We start from the raw sequence: 16,560 nt of genomic DNA, 5'->3' as shown, positions 1-16,560 counted from the left end.
CCGTCCGGCCGGCGATCTCCGGATCAACGTCACAGCCGCGGCGGATGCGTGCGGTAGTACTCGGTCGGGTCGGGGCGCAGCCGCCTCGATGCCCGCTGCGAGCCCAACACAGGCAGGTGCGGGCGGAGTTGGTCGAACACCTCACGGACATCGGCCGGGCGCTCCTCCGCCTCCCACCTGACCATCGACAGCGCCAGGGAGGCGAACTCCGGGGGGAGTTCGGCGAGTTTGTCGGGCGGCAGCACCGGGCCGCCCGGTTCCGCACGCTCCTCCAGTCCGCCGTAGGGCAGCCGCATGACGACCATTTCCAGCAGGATGCAGCCGAGTCCGAAGATGTCCGCCCGCCGTGTCAGGCCCGAGGGGCACGCGTCGGACTGCTCGGGGGAGGCCCAGCCGCGCGTGCCGCGTTCGAAGGATGTCTCCTCGCCCGCCGTGATCGCGTGACCCATGTCGATGAGACGGAGTCGGCCGTCCGGTTGCACGATGACGTTCTCGGGTTTGAGGTCGCAGTGCACCAGGTTCCGGTCGTGCACCTCCCGCAGAATTTCGCACAGCTGGCCGATCACGGACGCGACGATCTCGGGATGCCTGACGGGCCGCTTCTCCAAGAGAACGTTCTGCAGTTGACGTCCTTCGACGAATTCCATGACCAGGCATCGGCGCCCTCGGTGCGTCCCGGAGGCGATGATTTCGGGAATCGCTTGAATTCCAGTCAGCATCATCATGCGGGAGCCCTCTTCGAGAAGCCTCCTGCCTGCCCAGGAGAAGTCGCTCTCCGGGCCGAGGTCCCGGGCCTTCTGGAGCTTCAGCGCCACCCTCTCCCCGCTGCCGCGGTCACGGCCGAGGAAAAGGTCGCCCTGGCCGCCGTCACCGACCATGTCCAGCACTTCGTAGCGCTTCTCCACATTACCGATCTCCTCGATCTCCCTCATGGCCACCTTTCTTTCCTCCGCACTGAAATGGAGCAGAAAATGTCACAGCCGTGGCTGCCCCCCGACGGGGTGACCCGCACCTCGGAAGTCATCACCGTATCCGCCGGAATGTTCAAGGGAGGCGAATTTCGGTGCCCCGCCGCTGACGCCCTCAAGACTCGCGGTTACCACACGGCCGACCCCGTACCGCGCCGCCGCGAGCGGTTGGAGCACTTCACCCTCGGCCCCTTCATGGCCGCCTGCGATGCCCGCTTCCGGCCCCCCGGCAGCCTGCCCAGGACGCGTACCGCGCCCTTGCACGACGGTCTGAGGACATGGTCGGACCATGGTCTGAAGGAATACGAAGGGGCCTTCCCCGCCGACCCGGAACGCCCCCTGAACGAGGTCTCCGAACCGTGGACGTACCGCTACCGGCCGTCCGGCCCTGACATGCGGAACGCCCAGGAGTACCGCTTCACCGTATGGGGCCGCTGCCTTGCCTCCGCCGACGGTGCCTACCGTGAACTCCGTCTGCCCGTGCACCGTCTGAACCGGGAGCTGCCGCCCGACGGGTTCATCGCCGCCGTCGCCCTGGTGGTGGCCGAAGGCGGCCCCGGGCTGCCGCCGGAGCACGTACGGATCGTCGAGTTCGCGTTGCTCGACGGCCGTACACGGGAGCTTTTTGCCGGCAGCCGGGCGCAGGCACTCGCCCGGTACCGGGAGCACGGCCCCGACGCCCTGGCCGGCGTACTGGACGGACGGGAATATCGCCCCGGTTCGGCCTGCGGCGGGTGCGCCTACCTGTCGGTTTGTCCGGCCCTGCGTGCGGCGCCCGGACTATTGGGCATTGAGTCACCGAACCGGCCCCGCCGTACCTGGTCGGTCACCAACGGGCGCAACTACCGGGCCTGCCCGGCCCGTGACCACATGCGCCGGCTGCACCTGCCCACGGAGGACTCCGTCGAGCACGAGGTGACGGCCGAGCGAGGTCGGGCCCTGCACGCCTACCTCGCCGACCGGCACGGCCACGGATCGCCTCGACCGTGCACGGTCGAGGTACCCGAGGAGTGGGTACCGGATGGATTCGACCTGCCTGACCACGAACGCGCGCTCGGCGCAGTCCTGTTGCGGCGACATGCTGCTGTCTGCCCGCTGAGGTGCGTAAGGGACGGCACGGACGTGCGGACCGAGCCCCGGGTGGTACGGCACGACACCGTCGCCGACGTCGTGGTGATCGCCGCACCCGATCTGCTCTACCGGGACGTCGGCTCATGGGTGTGGCGCGAGACCAAGACCTCCGCCACCGACCGGCGGTCCAACCGTTCACTGCTGGAGCTCTACCCTCAACTGGCCCTGGCGGTCGTGCTGATCGGCCGCGGTGACCTGGGCGGTGCTCCGTCCCGTGCCCGGGTCGAGCTTGAGGTGCTCCGCCCCGGCGGTGCCGACCTGGAGATCATCGACCCCTTCGCCTCCGCCAACCGGACCGAGGCTGAGGGAGTCCTGAGGACGATGGTGGCCGACTGGTACGGGGACGACCGCTATACGGCCGTGCCTGGGCGCTCCTGCCAACGGTGCGAAGTGGCCCGCTGGTGCTCGGTGTCGGCCGCGAGCGAGGCCGCGGCATGAGGGCGGGGGCGGCCCACCGGGCGGGCCGTCCGGACACTGGGGCGGAGCCCGAGGGCGCGGGCAGTGAACTCTTCCGCGAGCTTGCCCGCATGGTGGCTACCCTCGCCGAGATCCAGGGGCTGCGCTCGTTCGCCCTCCCCTATCCGGGCCTCGCCCAGCGTGCGCTGGACCGCACGGTGCTGCACTGCCTCGACATCGGGGAGACACCGCCTAGGAGCCTGCCGGAGCTGTTGGAGTGGTGCCGGACCAAGCCGGCGGGCGATCCGCTCTTCGCGGTTCCCGCCTCCCTGGTCACCCCGGGCGCGACGCTGGTGCACCCGGTCGGCCGGATGCCGACGCGGTCGTGCCTCGAAGTCGCCTCGCACGGGCCGGACGGGGGCGTGGCAGCGCATGCTCGCGCACTTCTGGGCGACCTGGAAGCGCGGTGCGGAACGGGAGAGCGCTACCGGCAGTGCCGGAGCTTCCTGGCCCGCCACCCGGTGGTCCACCGGCAGGACCGCTTCGGGCCCGGCTGGAGCAGGGCCGTCTGGAGCCGGGTCAAGGACCTCTACGGGCCGCTGCCCGAATCCCTGCTTGTGGACGGCGACTTCCTGCGCTGTCCCTCGTGCGGCCTGCCCGCGCTGCCCGGGGACCGGGATGTTCCCGTACCCGTGTCGCCCACCACCGACGCGGACATCTGGTGCGAGGGCGAGGAATGCCCGCGCGACGACCCTCCGGAACTGATCCGCGATCCGGAACAGACGTGGATCCTGCGGCGTCCGCTGCGGACGTTCCTCGCACTGCCGTATCGGACTGAAGAGGCCGCTCTGGACGCACTGGATCGCGCGGGGATCGACCATGATCCCCTGCCGGGGCCGCTGTCCGCCCACCGGTTGAGGGACTCCGGCCCCGCGACGGTCGACATCCAGGTGTACGACCGCCTTCAGCCGGCCCTTCTCGCCGCGCATCTCACCGACAGCGCGCCCCTCGCGGACCGCACCCTCGTCGTGGTCCCGGACGCCCTCGCCGGACGGGTCGGCTACCGGAAGGCCTTCGCCGACGCCCTTCCCGCGCTCCTGCGGGACCGGCTGATGCTCACCACACCCGTGGACCTCGGGCCCGACCTGAGCCGGGCCCGGAGAGAGGAGAAGGACGATGCGTAGCATCACCCCGCCGCTGACCGACGTACTCCGCGATCTCAAGGCATTCCTTGGGCCGGACGTCCGCAAGCCCGCCCTGGAAGACCTCTGCCAGGTGGAACTCGGCCTGTACCTCCAGCAGAAGCTGATGCCGGGCAGCCCCGCGGGCAGCGCCTGGGTACTGTTCAGCGGATACGGGTTCGCCGAGGCACACGGAGCGGAGCTGCCACCGGACACCGCGCGGACGTTGCGGATTGCCCGGTACTCGCTGTGGACACTGCGCAGGGGCCGTACCTGGCGCGAGGCGTTGGCGAGCTACCAGCTCTTCGACCCCAGGGCGCGCGGCTACGACGTGCCGGACACCGAGTCGCCCGCCACCCGCCGCGAACTCTCTCTCGCCAGTGACCGGTTCTCCGTCTACGAGCAACTGCTGCGTGCCGCACCGCCGTTGGCGGGCAACCGCATGCCGATCGCGGGCCAGGGTCCGCACGCCTTCCCCGTCAGCCGCACGCTGGCCGTCGTCGACCTGCCGTCCGTTCCCCACACCCCCCTCGTCGCCCACGACATGGACTTGGAACCGGCCGGCGGCGGAGAGCCTCTGGTCTTCACCAGGAAGGGCCTGGAGCGCACCGCAGCGGACATGGACGCCACGCACGCCCGCTCCGGCGTGGGGAGGCCGCCGCGCTGGCTGGAGCGGCTGCGGGCCTTCGACCTGTCCACCAAGGAGAACGGCACGTTCCACAAGGCCGGCAAGGACGAGGACTTCTCATTCACGGTCGATGGGATCCAGCACCTGCTCGGCATCGTCGGCGCGGGCAAGAGCACGCTGCGGGACATCATCGCCGTCCATCTCGCCAAGCTCGGCAAGCGCACCACCATCGTGGTCACCGATGTCGCGGAGGTCTTGAAGCTGGTCCGGCTCTACGGGCTCTACACCGACGGCGCCGCCGCACCCGTGCTTGGGTCCTCCGGCCGGGAGCGGCACGCGCAGCGGCTGCACCGCCGGCTGGCGGGCCGGGGCGAGCATCGCTTGCTCGCCCACGACGATCCTGCCTTCGCCTATCTCGGGACCTCCTGCGTGCTCAACGTGATGCGGCAGGGCGCCACTTCGTCCACCGAGCAGCTCGCCTTCGGCGAGGCCCCCTGCTCCCGGCTCCGGCCACCGTCGGACCCGCGGCGCGACAAAGGCGGCGGCCGGGCTTCCGAGTGGCAGAAGAGCGCGACGAGCTGCCCGTACTGGTCCGCCTGTCCCAGGTACCACGGAGCCCGCACCCTGGTCGGCGCCCTGATCTGGGTGGCCACACCGGCCGGACTGATCGACGCCTCACCGCCCCGCCCCCAGAACGGCGAGCGCATCCGCTACCTCGAACTCGCCTGCCGCCGCAGTGACCTCGTCGTTATCGACGAGGCCGACCGTGTGCAGATGCAGTTCGACCAGACCTTCGCGCCCGCCGTCGTCCTCGCCAGCGACGAGGACAAAGGCCTCATCGACCAGCTGAGTCGGCACAAGATCCGGGAGCTCGCGGCCAGCGGGCGCACCCAGCTCTCCGAACGCGACGTGGAGATCTTCGCCGCCGCCCTCAACACCGCCGGATCCGCCACCGACCGGCTGTACGCGATGCTCGTCGCGAGGTATGACCTGCGCAGGTGGGTGCGGACGGGCTACTTCAGCGCCTGGACGCTGCAGCTCGGACTGCTCGACGAACGCTACGAACTCCCCGGCGGCAGCGGGCCGGAACACGAGAACCACGCTCCCAGACAGGCTCTCGGCAAGCTTCTCGACGCCTTTCGAGACAACCCCTTCGGTGACCGTCGCCGCAGGACGGAAGAGGATTTCAGCGTGCTGACCGCCCTCCTCAACGAACTGCTCCACACCGGTAACCCGGAGAACACCCGGCGCCACCTGGCCGAGATCATGGACCAGGTCTTCCGCATCGACCCGCAGTACATGGCCGCCCGACAGCAGACGTACAAGGAGAAGTACGACGAGTGGCAGCGCGCGGAGGAGGAACGGCAGAAGCGGCGAGGCCGCCGGCAAAAGCCCAAGCCACCACCCCAGACCCCCGAGGAGTGGCGCCGAGAGCTCGCCGAACGTTTCGAGTTCACGCTGCTCCTCAGCGCCCTGGAACCCCGGCTCGCCATGATCAACGCCATGTGGCCCCGCGTCGAGGCCGCCCTCAGCCTGGGCTACAACTCGATGTACCGTCGGCCGCTCGACTACGGCCCGATGGTGCCCGAGGCCCCGATGGGCAACGTACTCGGCTTCCAGTTCCGGGTCCCGGGTGAGGACAAGGGAGGAGTGCGCAGCGGTGAGCTGACCTTCTTCCGCTGCAGCGGGGTCGGACGTGAACTCCTGCGCGCCATGCCCGACCTCGCCTCCGTCGACGGTCGGCCCGGCGCCCACCTGCTGCTCATGTCCGGCAGCAGCTGGGCAGGCGCGTCCAGCCGCTATCACGTCTGTGTCCCGGTCGGTGTGATCATCGAGCCACCGGCCGAGGTGACCGAACGCATCGCAAACGAGAGCGTGATGCGTTTCGAGTTCATCGACGACGGCGACGAGAAGGTGCGCCTGTCGGGAACCCACCCGGACGACCGCCCCGAGAAGCTGCGCCGCATCGCCACCTACCTCGGAGAGGGGGAGTACGACGCCCCCGAAGGGGGCCCGCTGGAGCGCGAGTTGCTCTTCCTCCGCCCGGGCAAGCGCGACCAGATCCTCCTGCTGGTCGGCAGCTATGCCGAGGCGCGCATCGTGGCCGACACCCTGCACAACCTCAACTCCCGCTGGCGCGACAGCGTGCTGTGCCTGGTCTCGGACGACGAGGAGATCGCCCCGGAGGACGAGGCGCCGTCCGCCTACCGCGCCCGGTCACTGCGCCGGGGCGACGTCGAGCACCTGAAGGACCTCGACGCGAACATTCTCGTGGCGCCCCTGCTGGCCGTGGAGCGAGGCCACAACATCCTCAACGACGACGACCAGGCCGCCATCGGCACGGTCTACTTCCTGGCCCGGCCCAATCCGCACCCCGAGGACCTGTCCCTGGCCGTCCACGCCGTCAACGACTGGATCGTCCGTGCCGTCACCGGCGGTGACTTCGACACCTGGGTACAGGGACAGGCCACCGTCGAGGAAGGTGCCGACGAGATCCGCCGCCGTGCTCGTTCGCTCTGGTACACGATGCTCGCCCGCTCGATGGCTTGGAGCCACCTCGACAAGGACACGCGGGAACAGGTCACTTGGGACATGTTGGTCCTGATGTGGCAGGTGATCGGGCGGCTGGTCCGCGGCGGCGTACCGGCCAGGGTGGTCTTCGTCGACGCCGCCTTCGCCCCGAACCGCGGGGCCGTACCACCGCAAGCCGACACCCCGAAATCCAGCCTCTTGCACAGCATCCTCGACGTGCTGGACCCGTACTTCGAGGGCGATACGAAGAGCCCGGAGGAGCAATTCATCGCCCATGCCCTGTACGAACCTCTCCGACGCATGCTCAGCCGACTGCTCGCCCCTGTCCCCGCCCATCCGTAAGCGCCGAACTCCGGCTTCCAGGAGGACAATTCATGTATTCCGCCATTCGCAACGCCGCCTACGAACCCGATCCGCTCCATGGACCGTGGCAGGAGGAGATGAGTGTGCTGCGGCTCGGCGAGGAGTTGCACACCGAGCTCACCCGGATGCACGCCGAGGCCGAGAAAGGCTCCGTCCGCCCCGATCGGCTCCCCGTGCGCAGGCTCAACTCTCTGCTCCAGGCAATGGCCCCCGGCGTCATCGCGATCGGCCGCAACGCCGGAACGGACGGACGCCTGCCGTGGCTCTACGCGCGGGACGCCGTCCCTCCGGAGGTGCTGGCCCCGGTGATCGGCACCTGGGCGGCGGGCATGTACCGGGAGGAGGATGACATCGAAGGCGCCGATCTGGAGGAGAGGTTCCGCTCCGACGACCAGGCCGAGGCCGTCCAACTGCCGCACTGGGAGGCCGAATCGGTCGACCTCACCGAGACCGTGACCTCGGCGGGCGGAACAGCCGAACCCGCCACACGGCTCTATGGTCTGCTGCCCGAGTGGGTCGCCTTCCGACTGGCCGCCCGGACGTTCCGCACCGGGGGCACCACACTCCACTTCCGCGTCGAGAGCTCGGGCAATGGCGCGCGGCTCGTCTCCTGGCCGCCGCAAAGGTACGAACGCCGTGGGCAGACCTGGTACTACTCGGCCTGCCTCAACATCACCGTCCACACCGTGCCGTTCGCCCCACGGTTCCGCGTCCATGTGTCCACTCAGGTACGTCGGTGGGCTACCCAGCTGGACGTACGTCCCCACCAGCTCGGCGGCGCGACCGTTCTGCTCGACGCCCCACTGCCATGGCCGGGAGGACCGGACCGAGGCCATCGGCTGATGCCGAACACCCTCGGCTACGACCGGCGGCTGAAGGAACTGGCATGGCGTCACCACAGCCCCGCACCGCTCCTGCCCGAGCTGGACATCGTACGCAACTACCCGGAGCCCAAGGAGCTCTTCTCTCATCCGGAACGTTGGATCAACGGGTCCGGGGATGTGGCCGCCGGCATTGTCTACCATCCGTCGATCGGCCCGCACGAGGTTGGACCGGGGCTGATGCCGCAGGAGCGGGCGGATCTGGATGCCTGGGTCGAGGAAGGGCTCTACCCCATGCTGACCAGGGTCCCCGACCTCATGCGGGTCACCCGCAGCAACACACCCTCATTGCTGCCTCGTTCGGGTGCCGCACGCGGCCCGGACACCCGGGACACGCAACTGGCCCTGCAGCGGCGGGCGGCGCTGGCACACGCACTCAACGGCCGTCCCCTGGAGATCGACGTCCTCTGGCAGTCCCCGGAAACCCGTGCCGCACTCCTCGCGGAACTACCGAAGCTCATCGGCTTCCCTCCCGGAGAGAGCATGGGGCCGGCCGACGACACCTGGCGGTGGCAGAGCGAGGGGATCGAGATCCGTGTACGAGCCCAGCCCGCTGGGCCCCTGGCCGACGCCCTTTCCGTCTCCCGGGAGCGCAGGCGATCCAAGGCTTTCCGGCTGGCCGAAGCGGTCGAAGAGCGCTGCCGACTTGTTGCGGAGCGAGCGGTCCCACGTCCCGACGCGACCGAAGTCGTGATCACGGAGATCGGCGGCAAGAAGCACTTCGCGGCGGTCCCCGATTCCGACCCCAAACATGCGCTGCGCATCGCCTGGGCGCGGCAGGGCCGGCTGAGCCAGTTCGTCAACCTGCCGGACGACACCGACGGCGGTTTGGAACACCGGGCCAAGTGGACCTGGCTGGACACCTTTCGACAGCTCGGCGCGATCAGTCCGCCCGCCCATCGAGTGGGGGCCGGTATTCCCGGCGACCTTCAGTACGTGGCGCTCTGGCTCGTACGCCACACCAAGAAGGGGCCCACACGGTGCCCCGTCCATCGGCTTGTAGCGGTGCGGGTCCGCCCCGGGGACGGAGGACCGGGCGTCATCGAGGGGTGGGACGCCGAGCGCGCCGAATGGGTGCCGTACCCGAAGCTGTTGCTGCTGCTCTCCCAGGCAGCGGAACCAGTGGCTGAGACCAGGAAGGAGAAGGAAGCTGATAGGGGTGGCCCTGGCGATGGCATGGCCGCCCGGGGCGGGCTCCGGCCCGGCGCCGGCCCGGGCGTGGAGCAGGTCAGGCAGCAGGAGACCGAGCGCCAGATCCGCGCACTGCTCTTCCAGCTCCGAGACCGCCCGACGCTCCTGCTGGCGGATGCGGGCAATCTGCGCCAGTGCTGGCCCGGCCTGCGCAACGGCGAACTGGACCGCGACATGCTCGGCTTCGGCACTGGACCGGCACAGCGCCACACGCTCTACGGCGACAACCTGCGGGTAGTGCTCGTGCGGGACGCCAACGCCCGGGAGGAAGTGGCGGAGTGGTACGCCCACGATCCCAAGGGCGACGTCGGCTTCGCCGAGGGCGTGTGGGGGACGGCAGAGACGGACAGCCGTGTCTTCGCGAGTACGGCATCGAAGCCGCACACAGTGGCGAAACTACCGAAGGGGCTCAGGAAGCTTGCACCCACGGCACAGGGCCGGACAGCACCCGGGAAGACTGCCTGGAACCCCGGGCAGCTGGAGATGACTGTGCTCGGCTGCCTGTCGGAAAAGGCGCTGGCGGACTCGGGGCGGGAAGGGGGCCTGCCTGACCGCCCGGCGGAGTGGGCCACGCTCACGCACCAGCTGCGCTACCAAGACGACTACTCGCCGCTCGCTCGGCCCCTCCCGATGCACTTGGCGCGTCTCGCTGGTGAGTACGTGCTTCCAGTGGCCGGAACGAAGGAGGAGGAGAGCATGTCATCCACTCCATGAGCGGGGCTCCGCGTGCGTGGAGCGCCCCGACGATCGACCTTGACAGGAATCATTGTTCTCCCTCGCGAGAGTCGAACATGGGGGACATATCATCGCCAAAGTGGCCTCTTGGGTGGCCGTTCTCAATCCGCCCGGGTGGTCGGTGGGGTTCGAACAAGGGCCTGGTTCGGGTGAGTTGGCCGGTTCGGCTGCATGGAAGCAGGGCCTCTCGGTAGCTCGCGGATGTCGAGTCCAGCGAGAAGCAAGAGGCCCTGTTGTCGAAGTGTGGCGTGGTCGCGGTTGCCGGATCCAGTTTGTCCACTCTTGGGCGCGAGTGTCTCGCCCACAGGTTCGGTAACGCGGTTGACCGGCCCGAGCGGCGGACCCGGTACGGCTCGGACATGAGCGATGCCGAGTGGGCGAACGTGCGGGATCTGCTGCCGGTGCCGGTGCCGGTGCCGGTGCCGGTGCCGGTGCCGGTGCCGGGGTGGCTGGCGGGCCGGGGCGGGCGGCCGGAGGGCTACTGCCACCGGCAGAGGATCGACGCGGTTCGCTACCTCGTCGACAACGGCATCAAGTGGCGGGCGATGCCCTGCGACTTCCCGCCCTGGCCTCGCGTGTACGCCTTCTTCGCCCGCCGGCGGGATACAGGTCTGGTGGCCGAGTCGTACGACCGGCTGCGCGGAGCCGGTCGCGAGATGGAGGGCTGTGCGGCGGAGGCGAGTGTGGCCGTCGTGGACTCGCAGTCGGTGAAGGCGGACGCCACCGTCGCCCTCGCGTCACGGGGTTACGACGCCGGTAAGAAGGACTCCTTCTGACTGTGCTGGTCACGCCGGCGTCCACGACCGCCCGGGAAGCCGCCCGCATCCTGCTGCCCACGACAAAGAAGCACTTTCGGCGGCTTTCGCGGATCTGGGCCGACGGTGGCTACCGCGGCCACCTCCAGGACTGGGCCGCCGCCCAGCACCTCGGACTCGTTGTTGACGTTGTCCGCCGAAACGACGACGTCAGCGGCTTTCAGGTCCTGCCCCGCCGTTGGGTCGTGGAAAGGTCCTTCGCCTGGGTCCTGCGCAGCCGACGCCTGGTCCGGGACTTCGAACGGCGCAGTGACACCAGCCAAGCCGTCATCCGGTGGTCGATGATCACACTCATGCGCGGCCAGCTGGCCGCCCACCATCAACAGCGTTCCGCTCCAGAGCGGACATCATGAACCTGCCCGGCTTCTCCTCGACCAGCCAGCCCCGTTCCACCAGCCGTTTCAGCCGGGCCCGTGCTCCCTCGACCCGGGAGACGGACCCGCCGTCCCAGCCCACACCACCGCTGCCCGCCGGGCACCCGGCCCATCGGCTCCCGCGTTCAGAGCGGCGGCCATTAACGCCCGGTAGTCCACCGACAAGTCCTCGGCACCGGCCGCGTTCTCCCGGTGCGGCACCGCGCGTCGCGGTCCGACCGGCTTCCGCCGCGACGACCCGACAGCCACCACGACGGGCTCTTCGTCCTCGGCCAGAGCCTCCAGATACTGCTCCAGACCGATCACCCGGCACCTGAGGACCTCTTCCGCGTCCGTCAAGTCCGCCCGCACCCGCACCAGTTCGGCTTCGAACTCTCCCCTCCCCGCACCGCCGCGGCCTTCCGCCACGTTTCCAGAACCGCCCGCATCGACGGCATCCGCCACCCCCACGACATCCCGACCGGCAACGAGTCGAGACTTCCGTGACAGCTGCGTTCCCATGTCTGACCATTGGAATCTGCACACGGGGTTCGGAAAGAGAACGACCTCTAACGAGCTGGTGCACGAATAGCGGTGAGACGTCGAGAACCTCGGTGGGGCCCGTGCTTACGTTTGACCAGTCGAGTGCAGGTCCGCGGTCCGCTGGTGGGAGAGCAGGCCGGCGACGGCCTGGACGGTGTCGCTCATGTGCTCGCGGCGCCCGAGGTGGCGGGCCAGGGCCCGCCAGTTCTTCAGATGGGCGATGCCGTGTTCGACTCGGATTCTGCGTGAGGAGTGTGCCTTGCGCTGGCGCTCGTATATCTCCTCGTACCAGTCGGGGGCGTTCTTCTTGAACTTTCGGTGCGCTGGTGTCACCACCCGGCCTCCGGTTTGAGCGCCCAGGCCCTGGTAGCCAGCATCGGCGAGGATCTCGACCGCGGGCCCGTCGGCCAGCAGCGTGACCAGACCCAACTGGCGGGCATGGGTGATGTCCGCACAGCTCGCGGGCCGGGTCGGGCTGCACCACAGCACGCGGCCTTCGCCGTCCGTGACCACCATCGACTTCACAGCGTTCTGCTTGTTCTTGCCCGAGATGAACCTGTCCCGGTCCTTGCGTCCGACGGCGGGCCGCCGGACGCGGATCTCGGTGCCGTCGATGGTGCCGGTCATCCCGCTTGAGCCGAGGTGCTCGACGACGTCGGCCAGGGTCCGCAGCCGCACGCCGGTGCTGACCGCGCAGCCTCGCCCGGCGAGTAGAGGGCGCACCTCGTTGACAGCTCGGGTGATGGTCGAGCGGTCAACACCGAACCAGCAGGCCAGCACGTCGTGAGTGGCTCCATGACGAAGGTGAACGAGGGTAGCCAACAGGCGGCCGACAAAGACGAACTGGTGTTTCGGCCCGCCGCCCACAGCCCGCTCGCGCGGCCGAGAGGCCAGCTTGACCTGGTGTCGCTCATGCCACAACGGACCTATCTCGGCAACGAGTTCAGCGATCACATCGCCCGTCAGGCCAGTGATGCGACGGTTGCTGATGATCACTGCACGAGTCCTGTTCCCCACCACCCGACCATGATCAACCATTGCAGGCTCGACGTCTCACCGCTATTCGTGCACCAGCTCGCTAGGCCTGGCGCTGTGCAGCGTTCAGTATTGCTCGGTCTCCACGAACCCGGAGTCGGTGTCGTGGGCGGCGAAGGTGTCGACCGCGGCGGTCGGGTCGAATCCGGGCGGGCTGTCCTTCAGACCCAGACCCAGGCCCAGACCGGCCGGCTTCGCCTTGACCTCGTCGATGGACTTCGCGCCGAAGTTGCGGATGTCCAGGAGGTCGGCCTCGGAACGAGCCACGAGCTCACCCACGGAGTGGATGCCCTCGCGCTTGAGGCAGTTGTAGGAGCGGACGGTGAGTTCCAGCTCCTCGATCGGCAGGGCGAGGTCGGCGGCCAGGGCGGCGTCCGTGGGGGACGGGCCCATGTCGATGCCCTCGGCGTCGATGTTCAGCTCGCGCGCGAGACCGAACAGCTCGACGAGGGTCCTACCGGCGGAAGCCATCGCATCCCGCGGCCGCATGGCCTGCCTCGTCGATGTCTTCCTGGCCCCCGCAGGGTGGTCGGGACAGGAGGCTGCGATCTGGCCGCGGCTTTGGGCTGTCTTCGTGGCCCGCCTCGATGGGATCGATGTCGTTGCCCGCGGGGTGGGCGACAGTCGGCTCAAGCGGGCGTCTTGGCCGTCGGAGGGGAACCGCATGGCAACTGGCACGCTGGACTGGTACGGCACCGAGAAGAACTTTGGCTTCGGGACCCAGGACGGCGGCGGATGTCGTCGGCGATTCGGAACATGCGTAGGCCCCGGTGGCCCCTGACGAATCCTCAAAGCGGCAGTACGGTTTAGCTGAGTAGCGACTAGCTGCAGGGGTGGCCGTGATCGCGAAAACCCGCACGAAGGTCGAATACGAACCTGTGAGGGGTTCGTGAACGGGGTGGGTCCTCAGTGGGCCGAGCCTCAGCGTCGCCGGTGGGTCTGCGATCCCGCCGGGCGATTCGTAACAGAGGCCTGTCCCGCGTCGACCTTCGTGAACGGGGTGGGTTCTCAGTGGACCGACTCTCGGCGTCGCCGGTGGGTCTGCGATCCCGCCGGAGGGCTCGTGATGGAGCCCCGTCCCTTCGTGAAGAAGCCCGACCCTCCGCCGACTGAGCCCCTGGGCGATCGGCTCTACAACCCGACGTACCACTACAGCCCGCCGAGGAATGGTGCTCCTTTCGGCGCAGGGATGCACCTGCCGGACGAACACCGGTCGATGGACCTCGCTGAGGGCATCGCCTATGCGCAAGTCGCTGACGACTTCCTGCGGGGAGACGTCGTGACGGGTCTCGCGAGGGGTGCGGCCGTTGGAACTGCGAGAAAGGGTGGTTTTGTTGCGGGGGTCGCGAAGACGTTCCTTTTCTATGTGCACCCCGCTTCGTTGATCGTCGCGGTGACCGACATGTTGTGCGACCGGCCGAACGCGCCGAAACCTACCAAGCCGGAAGTCGTGCGCAACGCCGCGATGAACTCCATGCTCGGGGCACTGTGCGGTCACCCCGGAAGGTGATCCCGGACAGCCCCGCTCATAGGACCCGCCGGACACCTGCGAAGGCCAGCGGTCGGCCGGCGGGCAGTCGCAGGCCAACTGCGTTGAGACCTTGACGCGACGCGTGCAGAGCCGCCCGAACCTCCCCGGTGAGGCGCTGCTCGTCTCCCTCTTCCCGCAGGGCGGCCCGGTACACCTGGCAGACCAACTGCCCCAGGGTGCCCTTGCCTTGGCCGGGGCTGCCGACCAGCAAGATGTGCCGGTATCCGTCGGTGCCCTAGTGACTTGGGCGCAGTACGGTGTCGCCCCGCTCGACAATGCAGGCAGCGGCCCGAGTGGAGTGAACGTCGGCTGGTTCCTCGTAGCCAGGGATCCGATCGAGGTTGGCAGCGGAAGCCGTGAGTTCGAGGTCGGCACGCAGGTCCACGGCCACAAGGCCGAGCCGTACGCGTTGATGTTCTCCCTGCGCTCCGGACTCCCTGAGCCGTATGTACTGCTCGGCCAGCGGTTCGCACGCGACGTGGGCCCGGATCGGTTCACCGGTCTCCCCGGCGGCGTCGGAGACCGTGTCCATCAAACGAGACAGTACGTCACCTGGAGTGACGGAGTGATGGAGTGATGGAGTGTGCGTATGCGCGGCGGACGGCGTCGTAACAGTCCAGCAAGCGGCGGAGTTCGTCGCCATGCCAGACCGCCCAGCCCTTCAACCTCCACCGAGGAAAGTCGTCTTGGTATGAGGCGATGAGCCGGTTCATCCGCGCGATGCCGCCCGTATCCGGTACGGCAGACGAAGAGACATTGGTTGTGAAGAGCATGTGGTCGGGCAGGCGTCCACGCCGGGAATCGGGGCCCAGCCATTCGTTGAATTCCGTCTTGATCTGCCGCTCAAGCCTGGCTGCGGCGACGTCATGTGGGACCACCGAGGCGTCTGGAAGCGGCCGGACGGGTCCGGTGGCCACGGGTAGGAGCCACAAGGAACGGCGGTGATGGGAAACGCCGCACCGGTCCCTGTGCGGTCGCGGGCAGATGGCGTCTTCGGAGTTCCCACGTTCTCGGCAGGTCTGGAACAGCGGTCCACGGCCGAAAGCGGCAACGACCCACCAGACTGTGTGTGAATTGACGTGAACGGAAAAACTCCCGACCTGTATTTCTGCAGGTCAGGAGCTTTTCCCGGAGTGCCCCCGGCAGGATTCGAACCTGCGCACACGGCTCCGGAGGCCAGGTGACGCCAAGGGCCGTCGGGCGCCCTGACCTGCGGGGGAGCGGTGCCGAAGGGGTGCCTCAGCAAAGATCATTACGTCCCTATTACGTGGGCGGCCTGTGCGGGGGTCGGGCTGCGCCGTATCGTCGAAGGCATGATCTCGGGCAGGGGCGGGGAAGCGCACGACGGCGGTACGGCGTTCACGGCGGAGGGCGTGGAAGTCGTCCTGCGCGAGGCATGCGAGGCGGCCGACCTGGACGCCACGGGGGCGGAGCTGCTGCGGTTGGGCTCCAACGCGGTGTACCGCCTGACCTCCTTACCGATCATCGTCCGCATCGCCCGTGACCCCGCTGTCCTGGCGGAGATGGAACGCGTTGTGGGCGTCGCTCAGTGGCTGGAGACGGTCGACTTCCCCGCAACGCGGGTGCGGGCTGGCGTCGCACAACCTGTCGTCGTCCGCGGCATGGTGGTGACGTTCTGGGAGAGCGTCCAGGAGACCGAGGAGTTCGCGACGGTCGGCGAACTGGCCGACCTGCTTCGCCGGTTCCACTGGCTCGAAGAACCCGAGTCGCTTCGCCTCCCGTACTTCGACCCCCTGGCCAAGCTGTCGGCCTCGCTGAACGGCCTCGACGCTATTTCGGACGAGGACCGGTCCTTCCTGGACGAGCGGGCGGCCAGGCTCGCCAAGGAGTACGACCGACTGGACTTCGTCCTGCCCTTCGGCATGATCCATGGGGACGCCAACATCGGGAACGTCCTCCGTCACCGGGATGGCCATGCCGTCCTCATCGACCTCGATGGGCTCGCCCTCGCCCCGCGTGAGTGGGATCTGATTCTGACCGCGATCTATTACGACCGCTACGGCTGGCACACCAAGGCGCAGTACGCCGAATTCGTCCACCGGTACGGCTTCGATCTCATGAACTGGCCCGGATACGAGACGTTGGCCGACCTGCGGGAACTGATGATGGTGGCGTGGATCGGCCACCAGGTGGCCACGAGCGAGCGCTTCGCCGCCGAGTTCGCGCTACGCATGCGGTCCCTGCGATCGGGCGAGGGGCGCGATTCGTGGGGTGCTTTCTAGGGGCGGGCGGCGGTGCAGCTATGCCGCAGATCTG

At 68.6% G+C, this 16,560-nt stretch carries 11 protein-coding genes and 2 pseudogenes; 9 read left to right on the top strand and 4 right to left on the bottom strand.

Going from position 1 to position 16,560, the window contains the following annotated elements; translation table 11 throughout:
• Positions 1 to 29 precede the first annotated feature (29 nt).
• On the bottom strand, positions 30 to 932 hold the full coding sequence (locus tag ACIQPR_RS00645) for a serine/threonine protein kinase (protein ID WP_403639795.1): 903 nt from the start codon (positions 930 to 932) through the stop codon (positions 30 to 32).
• 39 nt (positions 933 to 971) lie between these two features.
• On the opposite strand from ACIQPR_RS00645, the gene ACIQPR_RS00640 reads away from it, so the two are divergent.
• The 6 genes from ACIQPR_RS00640 to ACIQPR_RS00615 all read left to right on the top strand — a co-directional run bounded on the left by ACIQPR_RS00640 (position 972) and on the right by ACIQPR_RS00615 (position 11,174).
• The gene (locus tag ACIQPR_RS00640) at positions 972 to 2,537 is read left to right on the top strand and encodes a PD-(D/E)XK nuclease family protein (protein ID WP_403639792.1); all 1,566 of its coding nucleotides are present in this window, start codon (positions 972 to 974) and stop codon (positions 2,535 to 2,537) included.
• On the top strand, positions 2,534 to 3,679 hold the full coding sequence (locus ACIQPR_RS00635; RefSeq protein WP_403639790.1) for a hypothetical protein: 1,146 nt from the start codon (positions 2,534 to 2,536) through the stop codon (positions 3,677 to 3,679). The genes ACIQPR_RS00640 and ACIQPR_RS00635 overlap by 4 nt, the downstream gene beginning before the upstream one ends.
• Complete coding sequence (locus ACIQPR_RS00630; RefSeq protein ID WP_403639787.1) at positions 3,672 to 7,178, top strand: hypothetical protein; 3,507 nt, start codon at positions 3,672 to 3,674, stop codon at positions 7,176 to 7,178. The genes ACIQPR_RS00635 and ACIQPR_RS00630 overlap by 8 nt, the downstream gene beginning before the upstream one ends.
• A 32-nt stretch (positions 7,179 to 7,210) precedes the next feature.
• Positions 7,211 to 9,985 carry a pPIWI_RE module domain-containing protein gene (locus ACIQPR_RS00625; protein ID WP_403639784.1) on the top strand — a complete coding sequence of 925 codons (2,775 nt, stop codon included), beginning with the start codon at positions 7,211 to 7,213 and terminating at the stop codon, positions 9,983 to 9,985.
• Between the two features lie 380 nt (positions 9,986 to 10,365).
• Positions 10,366 to 10,782 carry a transposase gene (locus ACIQPR_RS00620; protein WP_403639781.1) on the top strand — a complete coding sequence of 139 codons (417 nt, stop codon included), beginning with the start codon at positions 10,366 to 10,368 and terminating at the stop codon, positions 10,780 to 10,782.
• A gap of 2 nt (positions 10,783 to 10,784) precedes the next feature.
• Complete coding sequence (locus tag ACIQPR_RS00615; protein WP_403639777.1) at positions 10,785 to 11,174, top strand: transposase; 390 nt, start codon at positions 10,785 to 10,787, stop codon at positions 11,172 to 11,174.
• Here ACIQPR_RS00615 and ACIQPR_RS00610 read toward each other — a convergent pair.
• The 3 genes and pseudogenes from ACIQPR_RS00610 to ACIQPR_RS00600 all read right to left on the bottom strand — a co-directional run.
• A pseudogene (locus ACIQPR_RS00610) lies at positions 11,113 to 11,623 on the bottom strand (hypothetical protein). The gene ACIQPR_RS00615 and the pseudogene ACIQPR_RS00610 sit on opposite strands and share 62 nt — an antisense overlap.
• Positions 11,624 to 11,801: 178 nt before the next feature.
• Positions 11,802 to 12,713: a transposase family protein gene (locus ACIQPR_RS00605; RefSeq protein WP_403639774.1), complete on the bottom strand. Its 912-nt coding sequence runs from the start codon at positions 12,711 to 12,713 to the stop codon at positions 11,802 to 11,804.
• A 105-nt stretch (positions 12,714 to 12,818) separates the two neighbouring features.
• Positions 12,819 to 13,253, bottom strand: a pseudogene (locus tag ACIQPR_RS00600) (DNA-directed RNA polymerase subunit alpha C-terminal domain-containing protein); the annotation flags it as partial.
• A 583-nt stretch (positions 13,254 to 13,836) separates the two neighbouring features.
• Here ACIQPR_RS00600 and ACIQPR_RS00595 point away from each other — a divergent pair.
• The 3 genes from ACIQPR_RS00595 to ACIQPR_RS00585 all read left to right on the top strand — a co-directional run bounded on the left by ACIQPR_RS00595 (position 13,837) and on the right by ACIQPR_RS00585 (position 16,526).
• Positions 13,837 to 14,262 carry a hypothetical protein gene (locus ACIQPR_RS00595; RefSeq protein ID WP_403639771.1) on the top strand — a complete coding sequence of 142 codons (426 nt, stop codon included), beginning with the start codon at positions 13,837 to 13,839 and terminating at the stop codon, positions 14,260 to 14,262.
• Between the two features lie 91 nt (positions 14,263 to 14,353).
• Positions 14,354 to 14,860 (top strand): hypothetical protein, encoded by a 507-nt coding sequence (locus ACIQPR_RS00590; RefSeq protein WP_403639768.1) that lies wholly within the window; start codon positions 14,354 to 14,356, stop codon positions 14,858 to 14,860.
• 736 nt (positions 14,861 to 15,596) lie between these two features.
• Positions 15,597 to 16,526, top strand: a complete 930-nt coding sequence (locus ACIQPR_RS00585) for a phosphotransferase family protein (protein WP_403639765.1) — start codon at positions 15,597 to 15,599, stop codon at positions 16,524 to 16,526.
• Positions 16,527 to 16,560 lie beyond the last annotated feature (34 nt).

The sequence above is a fragment of the Streptomyces sp. NPDC091280 genome, from assembly GCF_044768565.1.
Classification (GTDB): domain Bacteria; phylum Actinomycetota; class Actinomycetes; order Streptomycetales; family Streptomycetaceae; genus Streptomyces.
Note: the sequence above shows the minus strand (reverse complement) of the source record. Positions and strands in the feature narration are given on the sequence as shown.

What these genes read in the sequence shown, in the direction of transcription:
- ACIQPR_RS00635 (WP_403639790.1), top strand. Translation starts at nt 2,534, where the DNA reads ATGAGGGCGGGGGCGGCCCACCGGGCGGGCCGTCCGGACACTGGGGCG.
- ACIQPR_RS00645 (WP_403639795.1), bottom strand. Translation starts at nt 932, where the DNA reads ATGAGGGAGATCGAGGAGATCGGTAATGTGGAGAAGCGCTACGAAGTG.
- ACIQPR_RS00585 (WP_403639765.1), top strand. Translation starts at nt 15,597, where the DNA reads ATGATCTCGGGCAGGGGCGGGGAAGCGCACGACGGCGGTACGGCGTTC.
- ACIQPR_RS00630 (WP_403639787.1), top strand. Translation starts at nt 3,672, where the DNA reads ATGCGTAGCATCACCCCGCCGCTGACCGACGTACTCCGCGATCTCAAG.
- ACIQPR_RS00640 (WP_403639792.1), top strand. Translation starts at nt 972, where the DNA reads ATGTCACAGCCGTGGCTGCCCCCCGACGGGGTGACCCGCACCTCGGAA.
- ACIQPR_RS00620 (WP_403639781.1), top strand. Translation starts at nt 10,366, where the DNA reads ATGAGCGATGCCGAGTGGGCGAACGTGCGGGATCTGCTGCCGGTGCCG.
- ACIQPR_RS00625 (WP_403639784.1), top strand. Translation starts at nt 7,211, where the DNA reads ATGTATTCCGCCATTCGCAACGCCGCCTACGAACCCGATCCGCTCCAT.